The following is a 16,149-nucleotide window of genomic DNA, read 5'->3' as shown; positions in this document are numbered from 1 at the left end:
TGTAAGCAACTGGTAAATAATGAAGAACCTGTTTCGGAAATCCCCGATTTGTATACTGGTCGTATTCCTGACGTTATCAGGCGCTACTTGTTTTGGTCAATCAAAATCACCCGCATTCCGCGTTTTGGCAATGGCTGAGCCGGGCGGACATCACATTGCCTACTCAAAAGCGGCGCGGATCTGGCTGGATTCACTTGCCGCCAAAAGCAATTTTTCGATTGACTACATTGATAAAACTGATCCGATTAATGAACACTATCTTTCAAATTACCAGCTGATCATTCAGCTTGATTATGTGCCATATGCCTGGAAACCGGAAGCTATTGCTGCTTTTGAAAAATACATTGCAGAAGGAAAAGGCGGCTGGATCGGATTTCATCACGCGACTTTACTGGGAGAATTTGATGGATATAAAATCTGGCCCTGGTTTTCAGAGTTTATGGGGGGTATTCGTTACAAAAATTACATTGCCGATTTCGCTGCGGCGACTGTAAAAGCGGAGGACATGAAACATCCGGTTATGAAAGGAGTGTCGGCATCTTTTCTGGTTAAAAAAGAGGAGTGGTACATTTATGATAAAAGCCCGAGACCAAATGTGCATGTGATCGCAAGCGTGGATGAGTCGACGTATTTACCTGATTCGAAGATCAAAATGGGCGATCATCCGGTTATTTGGTCAAATCCGAAAGTGAAAGCGAAGAATGTCTACATTTTCATGGGACATTCTCCGGTTTTATTCGAAAGTGCGGAGTACAAGAGGCTGTTTGCCAATGCGATTTTCTGGGCTGCAGGGGAATAAATTAAAACGAGACTTGCCAAGTCTTCAAGACTTGGCAAGTCGTCTCACATTCCCTTCCGTTTTTTATATTCCTGGTACCGCTCGTTGTATTCCTTCAACTGTTCTTCCTTAAAGCTTTTCTCGTAGCGTTCCGGCAATTTCAATCTTTCTTCCATTTGAAGTGTATTGGACAATTCAACAAGCGTATTGCTTCCATTTGGGTCTTTTTCAAGATCAAATGCGTCATATAGGTCGCCATTCACTGTAAATGCTTTGAAGGAGAGTTTGTTCTGATCAATAGTTATAGCCTGATACAATTGGGTGTTGGACGCGGCGCGGTCCATCCAGTTTTGTAATCCGAGGTCGTACATTTTAGGTCCACTTACCGACACCACGTAAATCGGTCCGTCGGGCTTTTTGTGGCTTTCCCCGGTCGGCATGTTAATTCCCCGCGCGTACGTGTGATCGTGGCCCTGAAGAACAATATCTACCTTATATTTTTTGTAAAGAGGCTCCATTTTTTCTCTCCATTCGTCATTGTCCCGGCCTTGTTTGGTGGAATAAATTGGATGGTGATGGATTACTACGGTCCATCGGTTTGGGTTATTGGAAACTACTTTTTCAAACCAATCGGCTTGCTTATTGCGCGAGTCCCGGTTTGAAGTCGCTTCCTCTGAATTCAGGAAAATGAACCTGCTACCTTGATAATCGATATAATATGTGGTTTCAAGTAAATCCTCCGGTCCGTTTTCCGGTAATGCAAATTGTGGCCGCCAATGTTTGGAAACCTTTTCTTTCAAACCATCCCGATAATATTCATGGTTTCCGGGAGTTGCCAGATTTGGCACCATTCCATTTACCCAACCTCCTGCCTCAAACCATTCTCCCCATTCATAGTCATTATTCGAACGGTTGATCAAATCACCGGCGTGAATCATAAAATTCGCTTTCGGCAAGCTTGAATAGGCCCCCCGGATCGCTCGCGACCATAACGAACGTATGTCATTCTGCGCATCCCCAAAATACAGAAATGAAAGAGGTGCAGGCTTGTCGGATGCGGTTTTAAAGTGAAACCATTCACTCCATTGTGTGCCATTTCCCACCCGGTATACATATTGGGTAGCTGGTTTCAAACCTGTAAAATTAACTTCGTGATAAATAACGGATCTTTCATCCAGTTTGGTCGGCTGACTAAAAGCTTTCACTACCGTTGCTTTTTCTTGGAAATCCGGCGACGGATCAGCCTCGTGGATCGCGGCAACGGCGTTTGTCACACTGGAATCGGTGCGCCAGTTTACAGCCTGTGAAGTAGCCGGATCGCCTTTGTAGCCGAGAATAACACGGTCCGGGAATGTGGATGGTAGGTAGGTTTTGTTCGCTTGCGCCTGAGTGAGCTGGCAAAAAGAGCAAGTAAAGAAAATGGAGAATAGGGTGATTGGGAGGTATTTTGGAGACTGGAATATCATAAGTCGACTTGAAAGTTGCTTTACAATGATACCACTTTCAAGGGTAAAAAGGCTACTCGGCTTTGTTACCGTTTCAGATAGAAATTAAGTTTCGGTTTCAATAAGCTAAATTTGTGTAGAAGAAAACTTGATCCGTGCAGCAGAAAACACTCTTAATCACCCCACCTTTTACGCAGCTTAATACGCCGTACCCAGCCACAGCTTATCTGAAAGGATTTCTGAATACGCTGGGAAGAGAGTCTTATCAAGCTGATTTAGGTATCGAAGTTATCTTGGAAATCTTTTCTGCGACGGGATTGAAAAAGCTGTTTTCTGAGCTCGAAAATTCGGATATCGGGCTGACAGACAATAGTTTCCGCATTTATTCACTCAAAGACGAATACATCAGTACCATAGATCCGGTGATTCGTTTTCTTAAAAATGCGAATCCGACGCTCGCACATAGCATTTGTGACCGCAGTTACCTCCCGGAAGCCAGCCGGTTTCAGCAGCTGGAAGATATGGACTGGGCATTTGGTACCATGGGTATTCATGATAAAGCCCGGCATTTGGCGACACTTTACCTCGAAGATCTGGGCGATCTGATCCAGGAAGCAATCGACCCGCATTTTGGATTCAGCAGGTATGCGGAACGTCTTGGAAGATCGGCGACGAGCTTTGATGAAATGGAGCAGGCGTTAGAACTTCCGGATACGCTTTTGACGGAGGCATTGACCAGAATACTTGAGAAAAAAATTCAAATTTTTCAGCCCGATCTTGTTTGTATCTCGGTACCGTTTCCAGGGAATTTGTACGGTGGTTTTAAATGTGGCCAGTATTTGAAAAAGCATTATCCTACCATTAAAGTAGTGATGGGTGGCGGATTCGCGAATACGGAACTTCGCTCGTTGAAGGAACCGCGGGTTTTTAATTACATTGATTTTGTTTGTCTGGACGACGGAGAGGCGCCATTACTTTCATTACTCGGACATCTGGACGGTGTCCGGGATATTTCGCAAATGAAACGGGTTTATTCACGTGTGAACGGAGAAGTGATTTATCATAATGGCGCCCGAGAAAAGGATGTGCCGCAACGTGATACCGGTACGCCGGATTATAGTGATTTGCTTTTACACGATTACCTGTCCGTCATCGAAATCGTGAATCCCATGCATCGGCTCTGGAGCGATGGAAGGTGGAACAAGCTGACGCTGGCTCATGGCTGCTACTGGGGTAAATGCTCATTTTGTGACATTTCACTTGATTATATTCGTCGATATGAACCTATGACTGCGGCGTTATTATGTGATAGGATTGAAGAAATCATCGACCAGACGCAGCAAAACGGGTTTCATTTTGTAGACGAGGCGGCACCGCCCGCATTATTACGGGATCTGGCATTGGAAATCATACGTCGCAAGATCACCGTTGTTTGGTGGACCAATATCCGTTTTGAAAAGAACTTTACGCCAGACTTATGCCTGTTATTAAAAGCCTCAGGCTGCATTGCGATTTCCGGAGGATTGGAAGTTGCCTCGGACAGACTACTTGATAAGATGAAAAAAGGCGTTACCGTGTCGCAGGTGGCGCGGGTAGCCGACGGTTTTACGCAGGCGGGCATTATGGTACACGCCTATCTTATGTACGGATTTCCTACGCAAACGGCCCAGGAAACGATTGATTCACTGGAAATGGTCAGGCAGCTTTTTCAGACTGGAATTGTTCAGTCGGGATTTTGGCACCGGTTCGCCATGACTGCGCATAGTCCGGTCGGGTTGCATCCGGAAGAGTTTGATGTAATGCGTCTGGGGCCGGATACTGGTAGGTTTGCGAACAATGATCTTGAACATAACGATCCGCTCGGCGCTGATCATGACCGTTTTGCGGAAGGTTTGAGAAAATCGCTATTCAATTTCATGCACGGGGTATGCCTGGATTTCCCACTTTCCAAATGGTTCGATTTCAAAGTTCCGCCAACTTCGATCCCACCCAATTATATTCAACGCAGTATTAGCGAAACCAGCCATTTGAACAATCGTCCGAATGCGGTTATAGTCTGGCTTGGAAGCTTGCCGGAGCTGTCTATTTTCGAGGAAATGCAGGGCAGGAGAACCGTAGAAGTTGCGGAGCTTGTATTTTTTGACAAGAAAAAAGAATGGGCTGTCGAGATGGAGCCTGTGATAGGAGAGTGGCTCGTCATGACTTTTCCAAAGCTTTTGAGTTCTAGTCCGGAACCTTATCCGTTCGAGCAGTTTAAAAGAGACTTTGAATCAGCCGGACTTGGCGCGTTCGATCAGTTTAGTCAGTCCAAAACCTGGCTCGATCTTAAAAATAGTGGGATGCTGATACTATAAGGTGATCACTTCGAAATTTTTGAGATTGTCGTCGAATGCCGTGAAAACTGCCGGATAACCCACCTCAATGCAACCGATCTGTTTGTTAAGTCCTATAACCGTAGCTGGTCGGATCGTGACCATTTCAATCGCTTCCTGCAAAGGTATTCCTACGTTTTCTACGGCATAGCGAACCGCATCGGGTAGTGAGATGGTAGCTCCCGCCAGGTTTCCGTCTGAGTTGGTATAGCGACCGTTTTTCAGGGAAGCGTCGAATTCATCCCATTTAAATTCAGTCACTTTTTCTCCCAGAAAAAGTGCGTCCGAGATCAGGAAAAGCTTGTCTTTTTTAATCTTGTACGCTACGCTCGCAGCTGCAAAATCGCAATGTACGCCGTCGATAATAATTGGCGCATAAACAGTTTCGGTATCAAATGTTGCCCCCACAAGTCCTGGTTGCCGGTGACCGAATGCAGACATTGCATTGTACAAATGGGTAACCAGATTAATACCCTTAGAAAATGCATGGGTCGCTTCCTCGTAAGTTGCATTGGAATGGCCTGCAGAAACGATCATTCCAGATTCCAAAAGCATTTCAATCTGATCGTCTGTGAACATTTCCGGAGCGATCGTGATCAGCTTGATTACATCTTTACCATACCTGATGATTTCTTCAAGTTCTGCATTGGTAGGTTTTCTTACATATTCCGTCAGATGCGCGCCGCGTTTTATTGGATTCAGGAACGGTCCCTCAAGGTGCATTCCCGGTACGCCGGCAGCTGGGTTTTTTGTAATGTAATTGCGGGTAGCCTCGATGCCTTTTAGAATATTATCCAATGGCGAGGTGATTAATGTAGGCAGTACGTAGGCGGTACCGCTACTTACGCTGGCCTGATAAATATCGTCAATCGTTTCTTCGTCTGCTTTTTGGGTGAAATGAAACTTCTCCCCGCCATTGATATGGATATCGAAAAAGCCGGGCGCCAGGTTGGCTACTTTTGTGGTCGCGGCACTTGTCTCTGCATATTCCATTGCGGCAATTTTGCCATTCAGGATTTGGATAAGCTGATTTTTAAGAACTTCTTTTCCGGTAAAAACCTTCTCGGCAAACAATTGTACGGGCATAGATCGCTAATAAGAATATCCTGTCAAGAAACGAAAAATGTGTAGTCGTTCAAAATTCTACTTGAGAATTATATCGAATTTTGAAAGAAGTCCGGCGAGGTCCGAAGATAGAAATTTGGCTTTCCGGATGTTGTTACTGGTTGGGTCGATTGTGAAATTTTTGCTGGACGAGAAGTCTGCCCCGGCAAGGTTTGTATTGGCGAAAACAGCGTCCCAGAAGTCACAGTTGTGGATTTTGCATTTGGACAAGTCGGCATCAGTGAAATCGGCACCGTGTATTTTACAGTTTGTGAAGAAAGTTTTGTTGAGTTTTTTTCTTTCAAAAATCGCATAATCCAGAATGCAGTTGTCAAACCTGGCCGCAAATGCGAAGTCTTTACTTTCTGCAAAATTGACACCGGTTAACTTGCAGTTAATGAATTCGATATCTGAAATTTTGCAATTCTTGACCGAGACATTACTGAGATTACAATCCTGGAAAACGCAATCAATAAAATCAATTCCTGAAAGATCCTGAAACGTGCACTGTACAAAACTGACTTGTTCAAAATGGTCACCACGCAATGGCTCGGCGCTAAAATCTACACTTTTTATGACTTCTGAATTGCCTGTTCGCAACATACGGACTATCGAGGAGGGATTTAAATTAAATATACTTTTGAATGACCGATTTCAGCTGGTCGGCCTGAACCACGCCCGATTGCCTCCACATTGGCTTTCCGTGTTTGAAAACTATGAGGGTCGGCACTCCCTGGATTTTATAGGCGCTCGCGGCGGATTGATTTTTATCCACATCCACTTTGATGATCGTGGCGGTATCTCCCAGATCGGCTTTCACCTTTTCCAGAATGGGTTTCATCATTTTACATGGTCCGCACCATTCCGCAGAAAAGTCGACGAGGACCGGTTTATTGCTATTGATAAGTTCTTTGAAAGACGCCATGTTTTCCGAAGTTTGGTTAATAGGATAACCATTGCTGGTTAAAGATCGTGCCAGCTAAGACTCTAAAATTCCGCGGTTAACTCCACTTTTCTCGCAAAAATTTACCGAATCGCTTTTCAATAAATTCATACGTAAAGTGTGAATAGCAAATGGTAAGAACGATCGACGTCACCAGTGAAATGCCGATCATCAGTTCGGAATCTGGCGATTTCAATAATCGAAAAAGGATCACATTGACCAGGATCAGGACGATCGCATGGTTCAGATAAATGGAATAGGATATTTTTCCAAGATACTGGAATGGCCGGCCGGACAGCATACGGGTAACAATGCCCCGGGAACTCGTAAAGATGATAATGCCGAATGCAAACAGGAATGGAAAGACGAGTTTCCATAAATTTAACTCCCATTGATAGGTATAATACATAGAACCAAGCAACAGTACAAGAAAGGGAATTTCAAGAAATGACAATTCAAACGACTTTTTGCTCAATACCAAATGTGTGAAAATACCCAGGCAGAAGCAAAGCAGCCCGCGTACAAACCCATAATCGTACGCAAGCAGGTATTCGCCTTTTGAAACAATGAAAAGTATGGAAAGAAGTATGATGACCGTGAAGCCGATGTATTTGAGTTTAGGCAGAAAGAGAACTACTAACCCGAATGCAACATAAGCAATCATTTCTGCCGAAATGGACCATGACGGATAATTATTGCTCACCCAGGTGCCGAGAATCGGCGTGGAACCCATAAAAGTGATCGTGTCGAGGGTAGTGAAAAAGTAGTATTCGGAACCCAGCGCGCCGACATTTTTCATCGGAGTTTTTTCCCCCAGCAAGTTGGCGATCACAAAGACGATCTCTGTGAAAAACAAAAGTGGGTAGAGCCGGATGAACCGCTTTTTGAGAAATGAGAAGAAATCGCCGGCCGTGTGAATGCGTCCGATGTAATTTAATGCAATAACAAAACCGCTGAGGACAAAGAAGAAATCAACAAAAAGACTGGCGTTGATGACGAAAAAATTATCGTACAGGTAGGAGTCTTTGAAAGCATTGTGATGATGTGCAATGACCATCACTGAAAAAATACCCCTAAGTCCGTCCAATTGTTCAACTCTGTCTTTCATGCGTTTGTAAATGTGCGTTCGCATTGCCCGACCGCAGCTTCTCCGGATTTAGGAGGATAATTAAGTTGTAGCGGGTGCCAGTGTTTGTATTGAGACAGGAGCCTTTTTAAAACTGTCGAGATAGCGAATTCCGAGAAACCGGATCATTACAGAGTATGGAAACCAGAACGCAATGTCGTATGGCCTTCCGCCGGTGAAAAGTAACACCATCATGGAAAGGAAGAAGTAGGCTAAAAACGTACTGAGCGGATTGGTGTACCTGCGAACTTCGCGAATCGCAAAAACAAACAGGAAGAAGTTAAAGCTGGCGAAAAAGACAAATCCAAAAACGCCATGATTTACCCAGGATTCAAGTACGGGGACATCCAGATATTCTTTTTTGTATCCTCTTCCAAGAAAAACTTCCCAGGAGTAAAGTGTTTCTAAAAACTCTCCAAAACCACTCACACGGCCCATCGCCGAATAATCGACATCGGCGGTATCTGAGAGTTTCAAACCTGTGGAAGTGAAAATTACATCCATTATACGGTTTTCAAAAACATCCCAGTAGCCAAGCAAAAGATTCAAAACATCGCCATAACGTGCTAAAAACACGTTTATACCGATTATAATAAGAATAATGAAAACCAAATTCCTGAATTTGAATGCATCGCCAATGCCGGTCACGACATTCTTAAGCTTGAAATGAAAAATGAAGAATGCTCCGAAAGCAATCCCCAGTCCGAGGTAGCTGGATTTTGCGAGTGAAATGACCACGACCCCGAGGCTAAATAATATGGAGAAAAACAAGAAGGCTCTTGTAAGTAATCCTTTTGTCGAACCCAGCATGACGAATGCAGAAAGGAGGCAGACCACTCCGTTCCGTGCGGTAATGTGCGGATTACCACCGGGTTGTGCACCTTCGTTTGCGAAGCTCACCGCAGCTCTCATGCCGGGGGTCCAGTTGGGATCGGTGATGAGCGAGTAGACAAGCGTAATATTGGTAAAGAATGAAAAGACAAAAAGTACCTGGATAAGCGTATCCTTCACATCGTTTGGAACGTGCATCAGCAAGGCGATAAAGCCAAATGTGAATACAAAGTTGCCCACATCAGCAACTGCTTTTCCGGAAGTATTGAGGAAGAAAAAATAGTATAGCGTCAGAACCAGAAAGGCCAGGCCCAAATTGATGAGGATCACGTTGGGCTTGTAAAGCCGCTTGAACAAGTGCCTGGGCACCATCAGCAACAATGCAAGCGAGAAAAAAATGGCTGTAAAAACGCTGCTCGCAGGACCGACGCCCAAGGTATCCCTGATGAAAAATATCAAAGGAAAGCCATTGAACATCATCGCGATGCCCATTGAATATCTGAGATAATTGAAATTTGTTGCTACGTTAAATAAGCTCCAATTCATCTGGAAAGTCTGAAACTGATGTATTTAATATCCAAGCGTAAGATGAAATATGCAATTTTTCGAACCCGGCACCAAAGATACTTGATTTTGTTCAGAGAGGCTGAGCTGTTCGTAGAAATGTACAATTCCCGAATGCGCGCATGTTCCTCGCTGCCAACTGAAGCAATGGTCGATGATTTCGCATCGGCATGTACCCGGAGAGCCCCCGCCAGCCCCCCGACTTTCCGGACGGTGGTGGATTTTTGCGCGGTATAGCGGGTTATAAACTCATAATCAAATGCGAAACGGTAGCTCTCGTCAAATGGCCCGTAGCGCTTCACCAGTGAATTTTTGAAAAACAATGACTGATTATGGATCTGCATTCCTTCAAGTATTTGACAATCAAAACTGTACGATGTCGTTTTGAGAATTTCAGTGACCTGATCGTCGGTTGAAATCATATAGAGATCACCATAAATTATGTCTGAATCCTCTTTTTGAGCCGCTTTTCCAAAACGATCAAATGTGCCCGGGAAATATACATCATCCGAATTCTGGAAACTGATATAGTCACCGGTAGCTCTCTCAAGTGCCTTATTTATGGCGTGAACTTGCCCCCGGTCTTTTTCGGAAACCCACCATGAAATGTATTTTTCATACTTTTTGATAACCTCTACACTGGCGTCGGTAGATCCGCCGTCTACAATGAAATATTCAAGATTTGGATATCCCTGATTTAAAACGCTGAGTATTGTTCTTTCCAGAAATGCCGCCTGATTGTAAGAGGGTGTAATGACGGTTAGTTTGGGAAATTTCGGATTATTGGCCGGTTTTCCCAATGGAGATATTTTCAGTGCGGATAAAAAATCCCGGAGAGCCTTTGTGTCTTTTTCAAGAAAGTGCATGTAGTCTGGTTGAGCTGGGTATTAAAATTGATCAATGTAAGTGGTCAATGTCTTCAATTTCTTTGCAATATTATTCCTAAAAAGCCGATACTTTTTGATTTGGATGTTTTTTCCGTACCGGGGCGTAGCTCCTACCGGAACTTTGGCTGCATAATGCTGTACCGACTGCCTATATTTTTTAAATAAATCCTTGAAGACCGGGTCTTTTGAAAGCAATGCTGCGTGATCGGACCACACCGGATCGAAAAAATCCAGGCCGGCAAAATCGACGGTGATCAAATCTGTCGCTTCAACAATATGGCGTTCATTCTCTTTTGATATCTTACTGCTCAGCACCGATTGCAAGCCATGATGCCATCCCGCATGGCGGATGATCGTCGTTTCTTTATTCCAAATCGGAAGGTAGTTCAACCAAAGCTGATCCATATTCATTCCTTCACAAAGATTGAAACTCGCGCGGTCGACGGTGCGGTTTGCCCACCAGCGTAGTAATTTCAGCGTTTTAGCATTTGGCCTCAAAACCCAGCTACCCGCATGGAACATACCAGCATTGAGAATTCTCTTATCGTCAAGTATTCCGGATGCCGGCAAAGGTTTTGTAAGATTCGGTGTCAGGAACAGGTCCGAATCCGTGGTAAGAATATCCTGAAATGAATGGAATAACAAAACGGTCGGTGCCAAAAACGTGATCTGGGCACAATCAGGATATCTTTTCAGGAGTCCGAGTGCAAATGCAGGTCTGGATGCCGATAACAATTCGAAGTTATAATACCGACTCGCCATCTCCTCCCAATGCAAAATCCCAACTTCTGAAAGAGACATTAAATGAATGTAGCCGGGCAAATCTTTCAGAGGAATTGAGTCGGCCCAACATAAAACAAAGGTATGGTCAGGTTGAAATTCAAATGCGGAATCTGCCAGAGCCAGTGCATGAGCCAGGTTTGTGCGATTACAAACGGTATAAATAATGTTCATGTACGGATTATTCTGATTCGGGCAGTGCGTTAAAAAAAGGTAATTTCTGGATGTTAGACCTCGTAATGCCGGTTAATGCAAAAGGCTGGGTTTTGGAATTCTCGAAATTTAGGGCATTTTGGGCAAAGTGTTTGCGAACAACATGAGTCGGCTTTCTTAAATGCGGTAAAAAGCGATTGGCTTCAAGATCCCAGAATACAGAATCTGCGTGACTTAAATGGTCGTCATGCCTGTACTGATATGATTCTTTCTTTTTGCTTTTCAAAGTCTTAATGGTGTGTTCGATCCGGCAAAGGTAAAGACCGTTATTAGCATAGCCTTGTCCGAATGCTCGTTTTTCTTCAGCTTTTAGTCCCAGCAAACGTGTTAAAATGTGGTCATTAAAAGGGTTTTTGTCTCCGAAATAGGGCGCTGCATTCAGGAAATCATATCCCTGCTTACACCAGTAATAAAGCTCATCCTTGATCACCCAGCTATTCAGTTCATGGATCAGAAGAAATTCGCACCAGTTGAATCGCTCGTAAAAATCTTCCATCAGAAACAGCGCTGCCAGATGGTCGCGCGACTGAAAATATTTTTGGGGAAAATAAATGACATCGATTTCCTGGTGATGTTCTTTTACAATCGATAGATCGGCACCCTGGTAAGTGACAAAAATGAGTGGATAATTACTCAGTGTTTGAAGGCAATGGTGCAGAAGTTTTTCTTCCGTAGGGTTGATCTGCGGGTTCAGAATGGGGATTATTACGGAAACTAGTTCTTTCATCAGGGAGTTTCAAGCTGATCAATCAAGTAGTTGATCGGCTTCTTTAGCATTTTTCGTACCCGCTGGTAAAGTCGCACCGGCTCAGGTTTGATATAGGAACAATGGAATTTCCGGTAATAAGCGTTCCCGTTTTTCAATAAACTATTTCTGTAAAGGTCAAACAAGGCGGTCAGATCTTTTCTTTCCGAGAGTTCGAAACGGTCCTGATATTTAGAAAGCACGTCGGGTTTCGCCGGATCGTAGCCACTGTAATGGAAGAAAATCAATGGATTGTCTCCATTAACGCAATGTGTATTATCAACAAATGAAAAGAAGCGTTCGTGCAGGTTCCAATAGGCGGCATTGTATCCCGGATTTTGTTCCAGATAGGTGTTGGGAACAAAGAGCGGCAGGAAGTTCATCCAATTCTGATCGACAAAAAGTCCGTTACAAAGGTCGATCAGACATTCATATCGCAGCTTCTCCTCCCACCATGCAATGAAACGCAAATTTTCGTCTGAGCGGCTAAATGCCACAAAACCAAGGTTGTATACGCCGGTATTTAAATGATGGAGTTCGTTGGGGGTCAGGGTATCATCGATGGGCGAATTGATGTGCGGCGTCAAAACGGCATTGTGTTTCGCGAGTGAGCTTAAAAGCTCTTTTAATGGCTGGAAAACAATAATGTCCGGGTCGAAATAAATTACATTTTGCGCCCAGGGATAATGTTTGAAAAAGTAAGTGAAATAAAAAGGTTTAACTGCGGTATTGAGTTCGGTAATGTTATACCTGTCAGCCATTTCATGAAAATCCCGGATCCCTATTTTGTCAATTTCGACCATAGGAAATGTCGGGGCGTAAGATTCTTCAAACTCAATCCCATTCAATGAATCCACGAGTCCGATCACAAACAGAACATCCGGATTAGTGGATTTTAACGAATCCCCAAGAGTCCTGGCCTGAGCTAAATAATTGATTGAACAAATTGTAAAGGCAATAGTCATTGATTATGCTGTTCCGAAACCTGCAAGGGTAGATATTTTTGAATGATGGCTTCGACGCTTCCCACGCTTTTGTCGGTATTATGCCTTTCCAGCACTTTTTTACGGCCTGTCTGGCCCATTGAATCTCGTAACGAAGGATCCAGTACAAGTTGGATAACTGCTTCCGCGGCAGCTGTTATGTCCATATATGGAACCACAAATCCAGCATCGCTCTCAATCAGTTCGGGGGCACCTCCGGCGTCTTCGAAACAAACCACAGGAATTTCCTGCAAAGCTGCTTCCATGACGACGAGTGGGTATGGATCTTCGCGCGAACTCAGAAGCAAGACGTCGAATCGATGGATATAGTCGAGTGCGTAGGGTGTGGGTGGAACGAGGATGATTCGGTCGCTCAGTCCCATTAACCGGATGTCGCTTTCAATCAACTCAAAAATTTCGTGCTGCGGACCTGCACCGACCCAAACGAAATAGACAGGAAGCGGATGGGTTTTCTGGATCACTTGTCGGGCGATCCAATTGAAAATATCATTTCCTTTACGCCATTCCGCATTGCCACAACCACCTATTACGATCGCATCTTGTGGCACTCTGTATGTTTTCTCGAGAATGTCCGGCTGGATCGATTTCAGTTTTTTATCAATATGCAAATGATCGATCAGCGTAAACGTGCTGACATGCCTTTGGGGAAAATCGTATTTTTTAATGTAAAAGTTAGCCACTGCATTCGAAACGGCGATCAGGTGGTCAGTCTTTCTCAGCAGGAAATTCAGGTGTCTTTCATGCGAATATATCTTGATAGACATCGCCAGCTCGTGAACAAAAAGCACGAGGGGCAGGTGATGAAGAAAAGTCAGGAAATCGTGATAAACACCGGCATTGGCTATTGAATTGACAAAAACCAGCCCGATATTCTGCTGTTCAATTTCAGCAATGATCTTATCATTATCGCGCTGCACAGAGCGTTCGTGGTAGAGCTTGTACAGGTTTACTTTTTTAAGAATTTTTCCGGTTAATGGCGTTGACGATACTTTATAGCTTTGGTATAAACGGGTCACACCAACGACTTCTTCAAACTCCCTTTCCAGTTCTCCGCCACTGCATAATAACAAATGCATAGGTACACCGCGGTCTTTCAAAAGCCTCAATAACTGTAATAACAGAAGTTGACTTCCTGCCCGGTTCGCGTCGTGGCTTACAAATAAGATTTTCTTCTGCTCCATTAACCCAATCATTGCTATCTCAAACTTCGGTTATTCTGGTAACTCTTCCAAGAATATCAGTACATCAGTAAGCTTCGTGACTTAGTTTTCCAGGGACTTTCTTTGCGGGATTGCCGATGTAAATCCCCCATTCTTCTGTCTCTTTTGTGATTGCGGACGCCATTCCAACCAACGTTCCCTGAGCTATCCGCGTATAATCTCGTATCGTACTGTTTACGCCGAAAAAGGAATATGATTCCACCACGCAATGGCCTGAAAGCACCACGTGTGAAGTGAAGAACACATGATCGTTGATTTGGCCGTGATGACCAATGTGATTGCCGCTCCACATCACCACATTGTTGCCGATCGTAGTAAACGGCTGGATCGTATTATCTTCCAGGATGAAGCAATTCTCACCGATCACATTATCGAAAAGCGTTGCTTTGGAGCTGATGTAGGAAATAAACGGATAGCCTTTTGCCTTGGCCTGATTGTAAATGGACTCGCGGTTCCGATTCATATTCCGACCTGTCATTGGGGCGAAAAATGAATATTCGGCCGGTGAAAAAACAGTCTCAATGTCTTCAAAAGCTACAACCGGCAGACCTTTGAAATTTTCATTTTCAATATATTGGCGATTGATGGTAAATGCGACTACTTCATGTTCGGAGTCATGAGTCAAGTAGTAGTGTGCTAGCTCTGCGGTATCCAGTACTCCAAAAATGATAATTTTCGCCATTCCTAAATGAGTTCGTAAGCTTCTAATTGTTCACTGATCTGTTCCGGACTATTGAACATTAAAACATCTATAACAGATAGCCAGGGCACAAAAGCATTCTTAAATTGCGGGTAGGGGCTTGAAACACTCTTAATGAAGTTAAGCTTTATCCCTTCCTTTTCAAACCGGCTTTTGTCATACAATTCCATTCCTCCAATCGGGTTAATGTAATGACTGGCATTTTCCTTGTTACAGATATCCAGAATTCGATCCGGGCCTTTCAGGTTTTTATTACTATAAATCGACGAGGAGGGGAGTATTTCAGTTTCAATTCCCATGGCTGCGGAGACCTTAGTCAGTGCAAAATAGGCCAGCTCATTGATGGTTTTAACTTCTAAATTTACAATTTCTTCAATCAGAACAAAAACCTTTTGATAATATGGTGCTTTCTGGTAGGATTGCTGGATCGTCTTTAAGAACTTTTTCTGCCAGGGATCATTCGGAGAAAGTTCCACTTCGTTGATCAGCTTATTTTGACTGGCGTCTTTTAATGGGATTGTAAAAAGATGCGCATTTCCACCCACTAATATATTATTTCTATTGATCCAGCCTTTGTTGATAAAATTGACATCGTCATAAATAATGAATTTATCGACCGCATTAATCAACTGAAAATAACCTATATAGGGAAATATATAAGGCTGCATTATCGCAATAGTCATGGGATACTATTTAAGTTTCCGAAGGTAATAATCCTGACCTTTCACATCCAGATTGGTCATGGTAGTATCCGACCCCAACCGGATGTCACTTTTCAGCGCCTTAATCTTGCTGGTATCGTTGATGACACTTTTGACATAAAAAAGGTAATCGGCTTCTTGGGGAATTGGTTTCAGACCTTTTTCAAAAGGATGGATCGAGATGAGCTTGCGGGATAAGTCTTCGCCGTAAAGAGGGTATTCAAAGTCGTCGTTTATCGTCGCCAGGGCAACGGTGGCATCCTTTGGAACAAGCGAATCGAAAGTCTGGTAAGCCTTGGTAATGTCGGGACGCGCAAAAGTCTGATAAGCAATACGTTCCGCTTTTAGGGCCGATGGATAGCCATATGCAGCAAAAGGCAGGCAACGGATATTGAGATATACAGACATCACCGCAGAAATGCACGCCAGTCCGACAATGGTCAGAATGTAGCCTTTCCAAACGTTTCGTCTCGGTTTTATAATGGACAACCGATGATTTGAAAATAAAAGCAAGAGAAAAAAGACGCCGAATATTCCGGATTCTATAAAATATCTTCCTTTAAACGGATCGTAAGGTGCTGAATATGAAAGTGCTGCAAAGTGCAAACAAAAGGCGAGAGCCAGGAACCAGTGTACTCTGGACCGGAAAACGCGAATCAGCACAAGCAAGATCAATGGAATGATCAGGGCAAATCCGAAAACGCCCCAGTAAGGATTTGCATTGTAATTGTTGAAC

The 16,149-nt window shown here is 43.8% G+C and carries 15 protein-coding genes and 1 pseudogene; 2 read left to right on the top strand and 14 right to left on the bottom strand.

What is annotated here, in order from left to right; all coding sequences use genetic code 11:
* Nucleotides 1-19: 19 nt before the first annotated feature.
* Nucleotides 20-799, top strand: coding sequence for a ThuA domain-containing protein (locus LZG72_RS14395; RefSeq protein ID WP_233873455.1), 780 nt, complete (start codon nt 20-22; stop codon nt 797-799).
* Between the two features lie 44 nt (nt 800-843).
* Here the strand turns inward: LZG72_RS14395 and LZG72_RS14390 are convergent, their stop codons facing one another.
* The gene (locus LZG72_RS14390) at nt 844-2,244 is read right to left on the bottom strand and encodes a metallophosphoesterase family protein (protein ID WP_233873452.1); all 1,401 of its coding nucleotides are present in this window, start codon (nt 2,242-2,244) and stop codon (nt 844-846) included.
* A 134-nt stretch (nt 2,245-2,378) separates the two neighbouring features.
* Between LZG72_RS14390 and LZG72_RS14385 the strand changes: the two genes are divergently transcribed.
* Entirely contained in the window at nt 2,379-4,577 is a 2,199-nt protein-coding gene (locus tag LZG72_RS14385) for a radical SAM protein (protein ID WP_233873450.1), read from the top strand.
* Here LZG72_RS14385 and nagA read toward each other — a convergent pair.
* The 13 genes and pseudogenes from nagA to LZG72_RS14320 form a co-directional block, all read right to left on the bottom strand.
* A complete protein-coding gene (gene nagA / locus LZG72_RS14380; RefSeq protein WP_233873447.1) occupies nt 4,572-5,681 on the bottom strand; it encodes an N-acetylglucosamine-6-phosphate deacetylase in 1,110 nt (369 codons plus the stop codon). The genes LZG72_RS14385 and nagA overlap by 6 nt on opposite strands.
* Before the next feature lie 57 nt (nt 5,682-5,738).
* Nucleotides 5,739-6,302 (bottom strand): pentapeptide repeat-containing protein, encoded by a 564-nt coding sequence (locus tag LZG72_RS14375; protein WP_233873444.1) that lies wholly within the window; start codon nt 6,300-6,302, stop codon nt 5,739-5,741.
* Between the two features lie 25 nt (nt 6,303-6,327).
* Complete coding sequence (gene trxA / locus LZG72_RS14370; protein ID WP_233873442.1) at nt 6,328-6,624, bottom strand: thioredoxin; 297 nt, start codon at nt 6,622-6,624, stop codon at nt 6,328-6,330.
* Nucleotides 6,625-6,700: 76 nt separating this feature from the next.
* Nucleotides 6,701-7,750 (bottom strand): acyltransferase, encoded by a 1,050-nt coding sequence (locus LZG72_RS14365; protein WP_233873439.1) that lies wholly within the window; start codon nt 7,748-7,750, stop codon nt 6,701-6,703.
* A 60-nt stretch (nt 7,751-7,810) separates the two neighbouring features.
* Nucleotides 7,811-9,145, bottom strand: a complete 1,335-nt coding sequence (locus tag LZG72_RS14360) for a hypothetical protein (RefSeq protein WP_233873436.1) — start codon at nt 9,143-9,145, stop codon at nt 7,811-7,813.
* The gene (locus tag LZG72_RS14355; RefSeq protein ID WP_233873433.1) at nt 9,142-10,029 is read right to left on the bottom strand and encodes a glycosyltransferase family 2 protein; all 888 of its coding nucleotides are present in this window, start codon (nt 10,027-10,029) and stop codon (nt 9,142-9,144) included. The genes LZG72_RS14360 and LZG72_RS14355 overlap by 4 nt, the downstream gene beginning before the upstream one ends.
* 21 nt (nt 10,030-10,050) lie before the next feature.
* Nucleotides 10,051-11,004 carry a hypothetical protein gene (locus LZG72_RS14350; protein WP_233873430.1) on the bottom strand — a complete coding sequence of 318 codons (954 nt, stop codon included), beginning with the start codon at nt 11,002-11,004 and terminating at the stop codon, nt 10,051-10,053.
* Nucleotides 11,005-11,011: 7 nt separating this feature from the next.
* Nucleotides 11,012-11,770: a DUF5672 family protein gene (locus LZG72_RS14345; protein WP_233873427.1), complete on the bottom strand. Its 759-nt coding sequence runs from the start codon at nt 11,768-11,770 to the stop codon at nt 11,012-11,014.
* A complete protein-coding gene (locus tag LZG72_RS14340; protein WP_233873424.1) occupies nt 11,770-12,753 on the bottom strand; it encodes a glycosyl transferase in 984 nt (327 codons plus the stop codon). Before LZG72_RS14340 ends, LZG72_RS14345 begins: the two co-directional genes overlap by 1 nt.
* Nucleotides 12,750-13,973 carry a glycosyltransferase family 4 protein gene (locus tag LZG72_RS14335; protein WP_233873422.1) on the bottom strand — a complete coding sequence of 408 codons (1,224 nt, stop codon included), beginning with the start codon at nt 13,971-13,973 and terminating at the stop codon, nt 12,750-12,752. The genes LZG72_RS14340 and LZG72_RS14335 overlap by 4 nt, the downstream gene beginning before the upstream one ends.
* Before the next feature lie 64 nt (nt 13,974-14,037).
* Nucleotides 14,038-14,694, bottom strand: a complete 657-nt coding sequence (locus LZG72_RS14330) for an acetyltransferase (protein WP_233873419.1) — start codon at nt 14,692-14,694, stop codon at nt 14,038-14,040.
* Nucleotides 14,695-14,696: 2 nt separating this feature from the next.
* Nucleotides 14,697-15,395, bottom strand: a complete 699-nt coding sequence (locus tag LZG72_RS14325) for a WbqC family protein (RefSeq protein WP_233873416.1) — start codon at nt 15,393-15,395, stop codon at nt 14,697-14,699.
* 6 nt (nt 15,396-15,401) lie between these two features.
* Nucleotides 15,402-16,149 (bottom strand): annotated as a pseudogene (locus tag LZG72_RS14320) (hypothetical protein); the annotation flags it as partial.

It is taken from the genome of Dyadobacter sp. CY323, from assembly GCF_021390245.1.
Taxonomy (GTDB): Bacteria; Bacteroidota; Bacteroidia; order Cytophagales; family Spirosomataceae; genus Dyadobacter.
Note: the sequence above shows the minus strand (reverse complement) of the source record. Positions and strands in the feature narration are given on the sequence as shown.

Bases quoted from the DNA above. Each gene is read 5' to 3' on its own strand.
- LZG72_RS14395 (WP_233873455.1), top strand. From the start codon at position 20: ATGAAGAACCTGTTTCGGAAATCCCCGATTTGTATACTGGTCGTATTC.
- LZG72_RS14390 (WP_233873452.1), bottom strand. From the start codon at position 2,244: ATGATATTCCAGTCTCCAAAATACCTCCCAATCACCCTATTCTCCATT.
- nagA (WP_233873447.1), bottom strand. From the start codon at position 5,681: ATGCCCGTACAATTGTTTGCCGAGAAGGTTTTTACCGGAAAAGAAGTT.
- LZG72_RS14375 (WP_233873444.1), bottom strand. From the start codon at position 6,302: ATGTTGCGAACAGGCAATTCAGAAGTCATAAAAAGTGTAGATTTTAGC.
- trxA (WP_233873442.1), bottom strand. From the start codon at position 6,624: ATGGCGTCTTTCAAAGAACTTATCAATAGCAATAAACCGGTCCTCGTC.
- LZG72_RS14365 (WP_233873439.1), bottom strand. From the start codon at position 7,750: ATGAAAGACAGAGTTGAACAATTGGACGGACTTAGGGGTATTTTTTCA.
- LZG72_RS14360 (WP_233873436.1), bottom strand. From the start codon at position 9,145: ATGAATTGGAGCTTATTTAACGTAGCAACAAATTTCAATTATCTCAGA.
- LZG72_RS14355 (WP_233873433.1), bottom strand. From the start codon at position 10,029: ATGCACTTTCTTGAAAAAGACACAAAGGCTCTCCGGGATTTTTTATCC.
- LZG72_RS14350 (WP_233873430.1), bottom strand. From the start codon at position 11,004: ATGAACATTATTTATACCGTTTGTAATCGCACAAACCTGGCTCATGCA.
- LZG72_RS14345 (WP_233873427.1), bottom strand. From the start codon at position 11,770: ATGAAAGAACTAGTTTCCGTAATAATCCCCATTCTGAACCCGCAGATC.
- LZG72_RS14340 (WP_233873424.1), bottom strand. From the start codon at position 12,753: ATGACTATTGCCTTTACAATTTGTTCAATCAATTATTTAGCTCAGGCC.
- LZG72_RS14335 (WP_233873422.1), bottom strand. From the start codon at position 13,973: ATGGAGCAGAAGAAAATCTTATTTGTAAGCCACGACGCGAACCGGGCA.
- LZG72_RS14330 (WP_233873419.1), bottom strand. From the start codon at position 14,694: ATGGCGAAAATTATCATTTTTGGAGTACTGGATACCGCAGAGCTAGCA.
- LZG72_RS14325 (WP_233873416.1), bottom strand. From the start codon at position 15,395: ATGACTATTGCGATAATGCAGCCTTATATATTTCCCTATATAGGTTAT.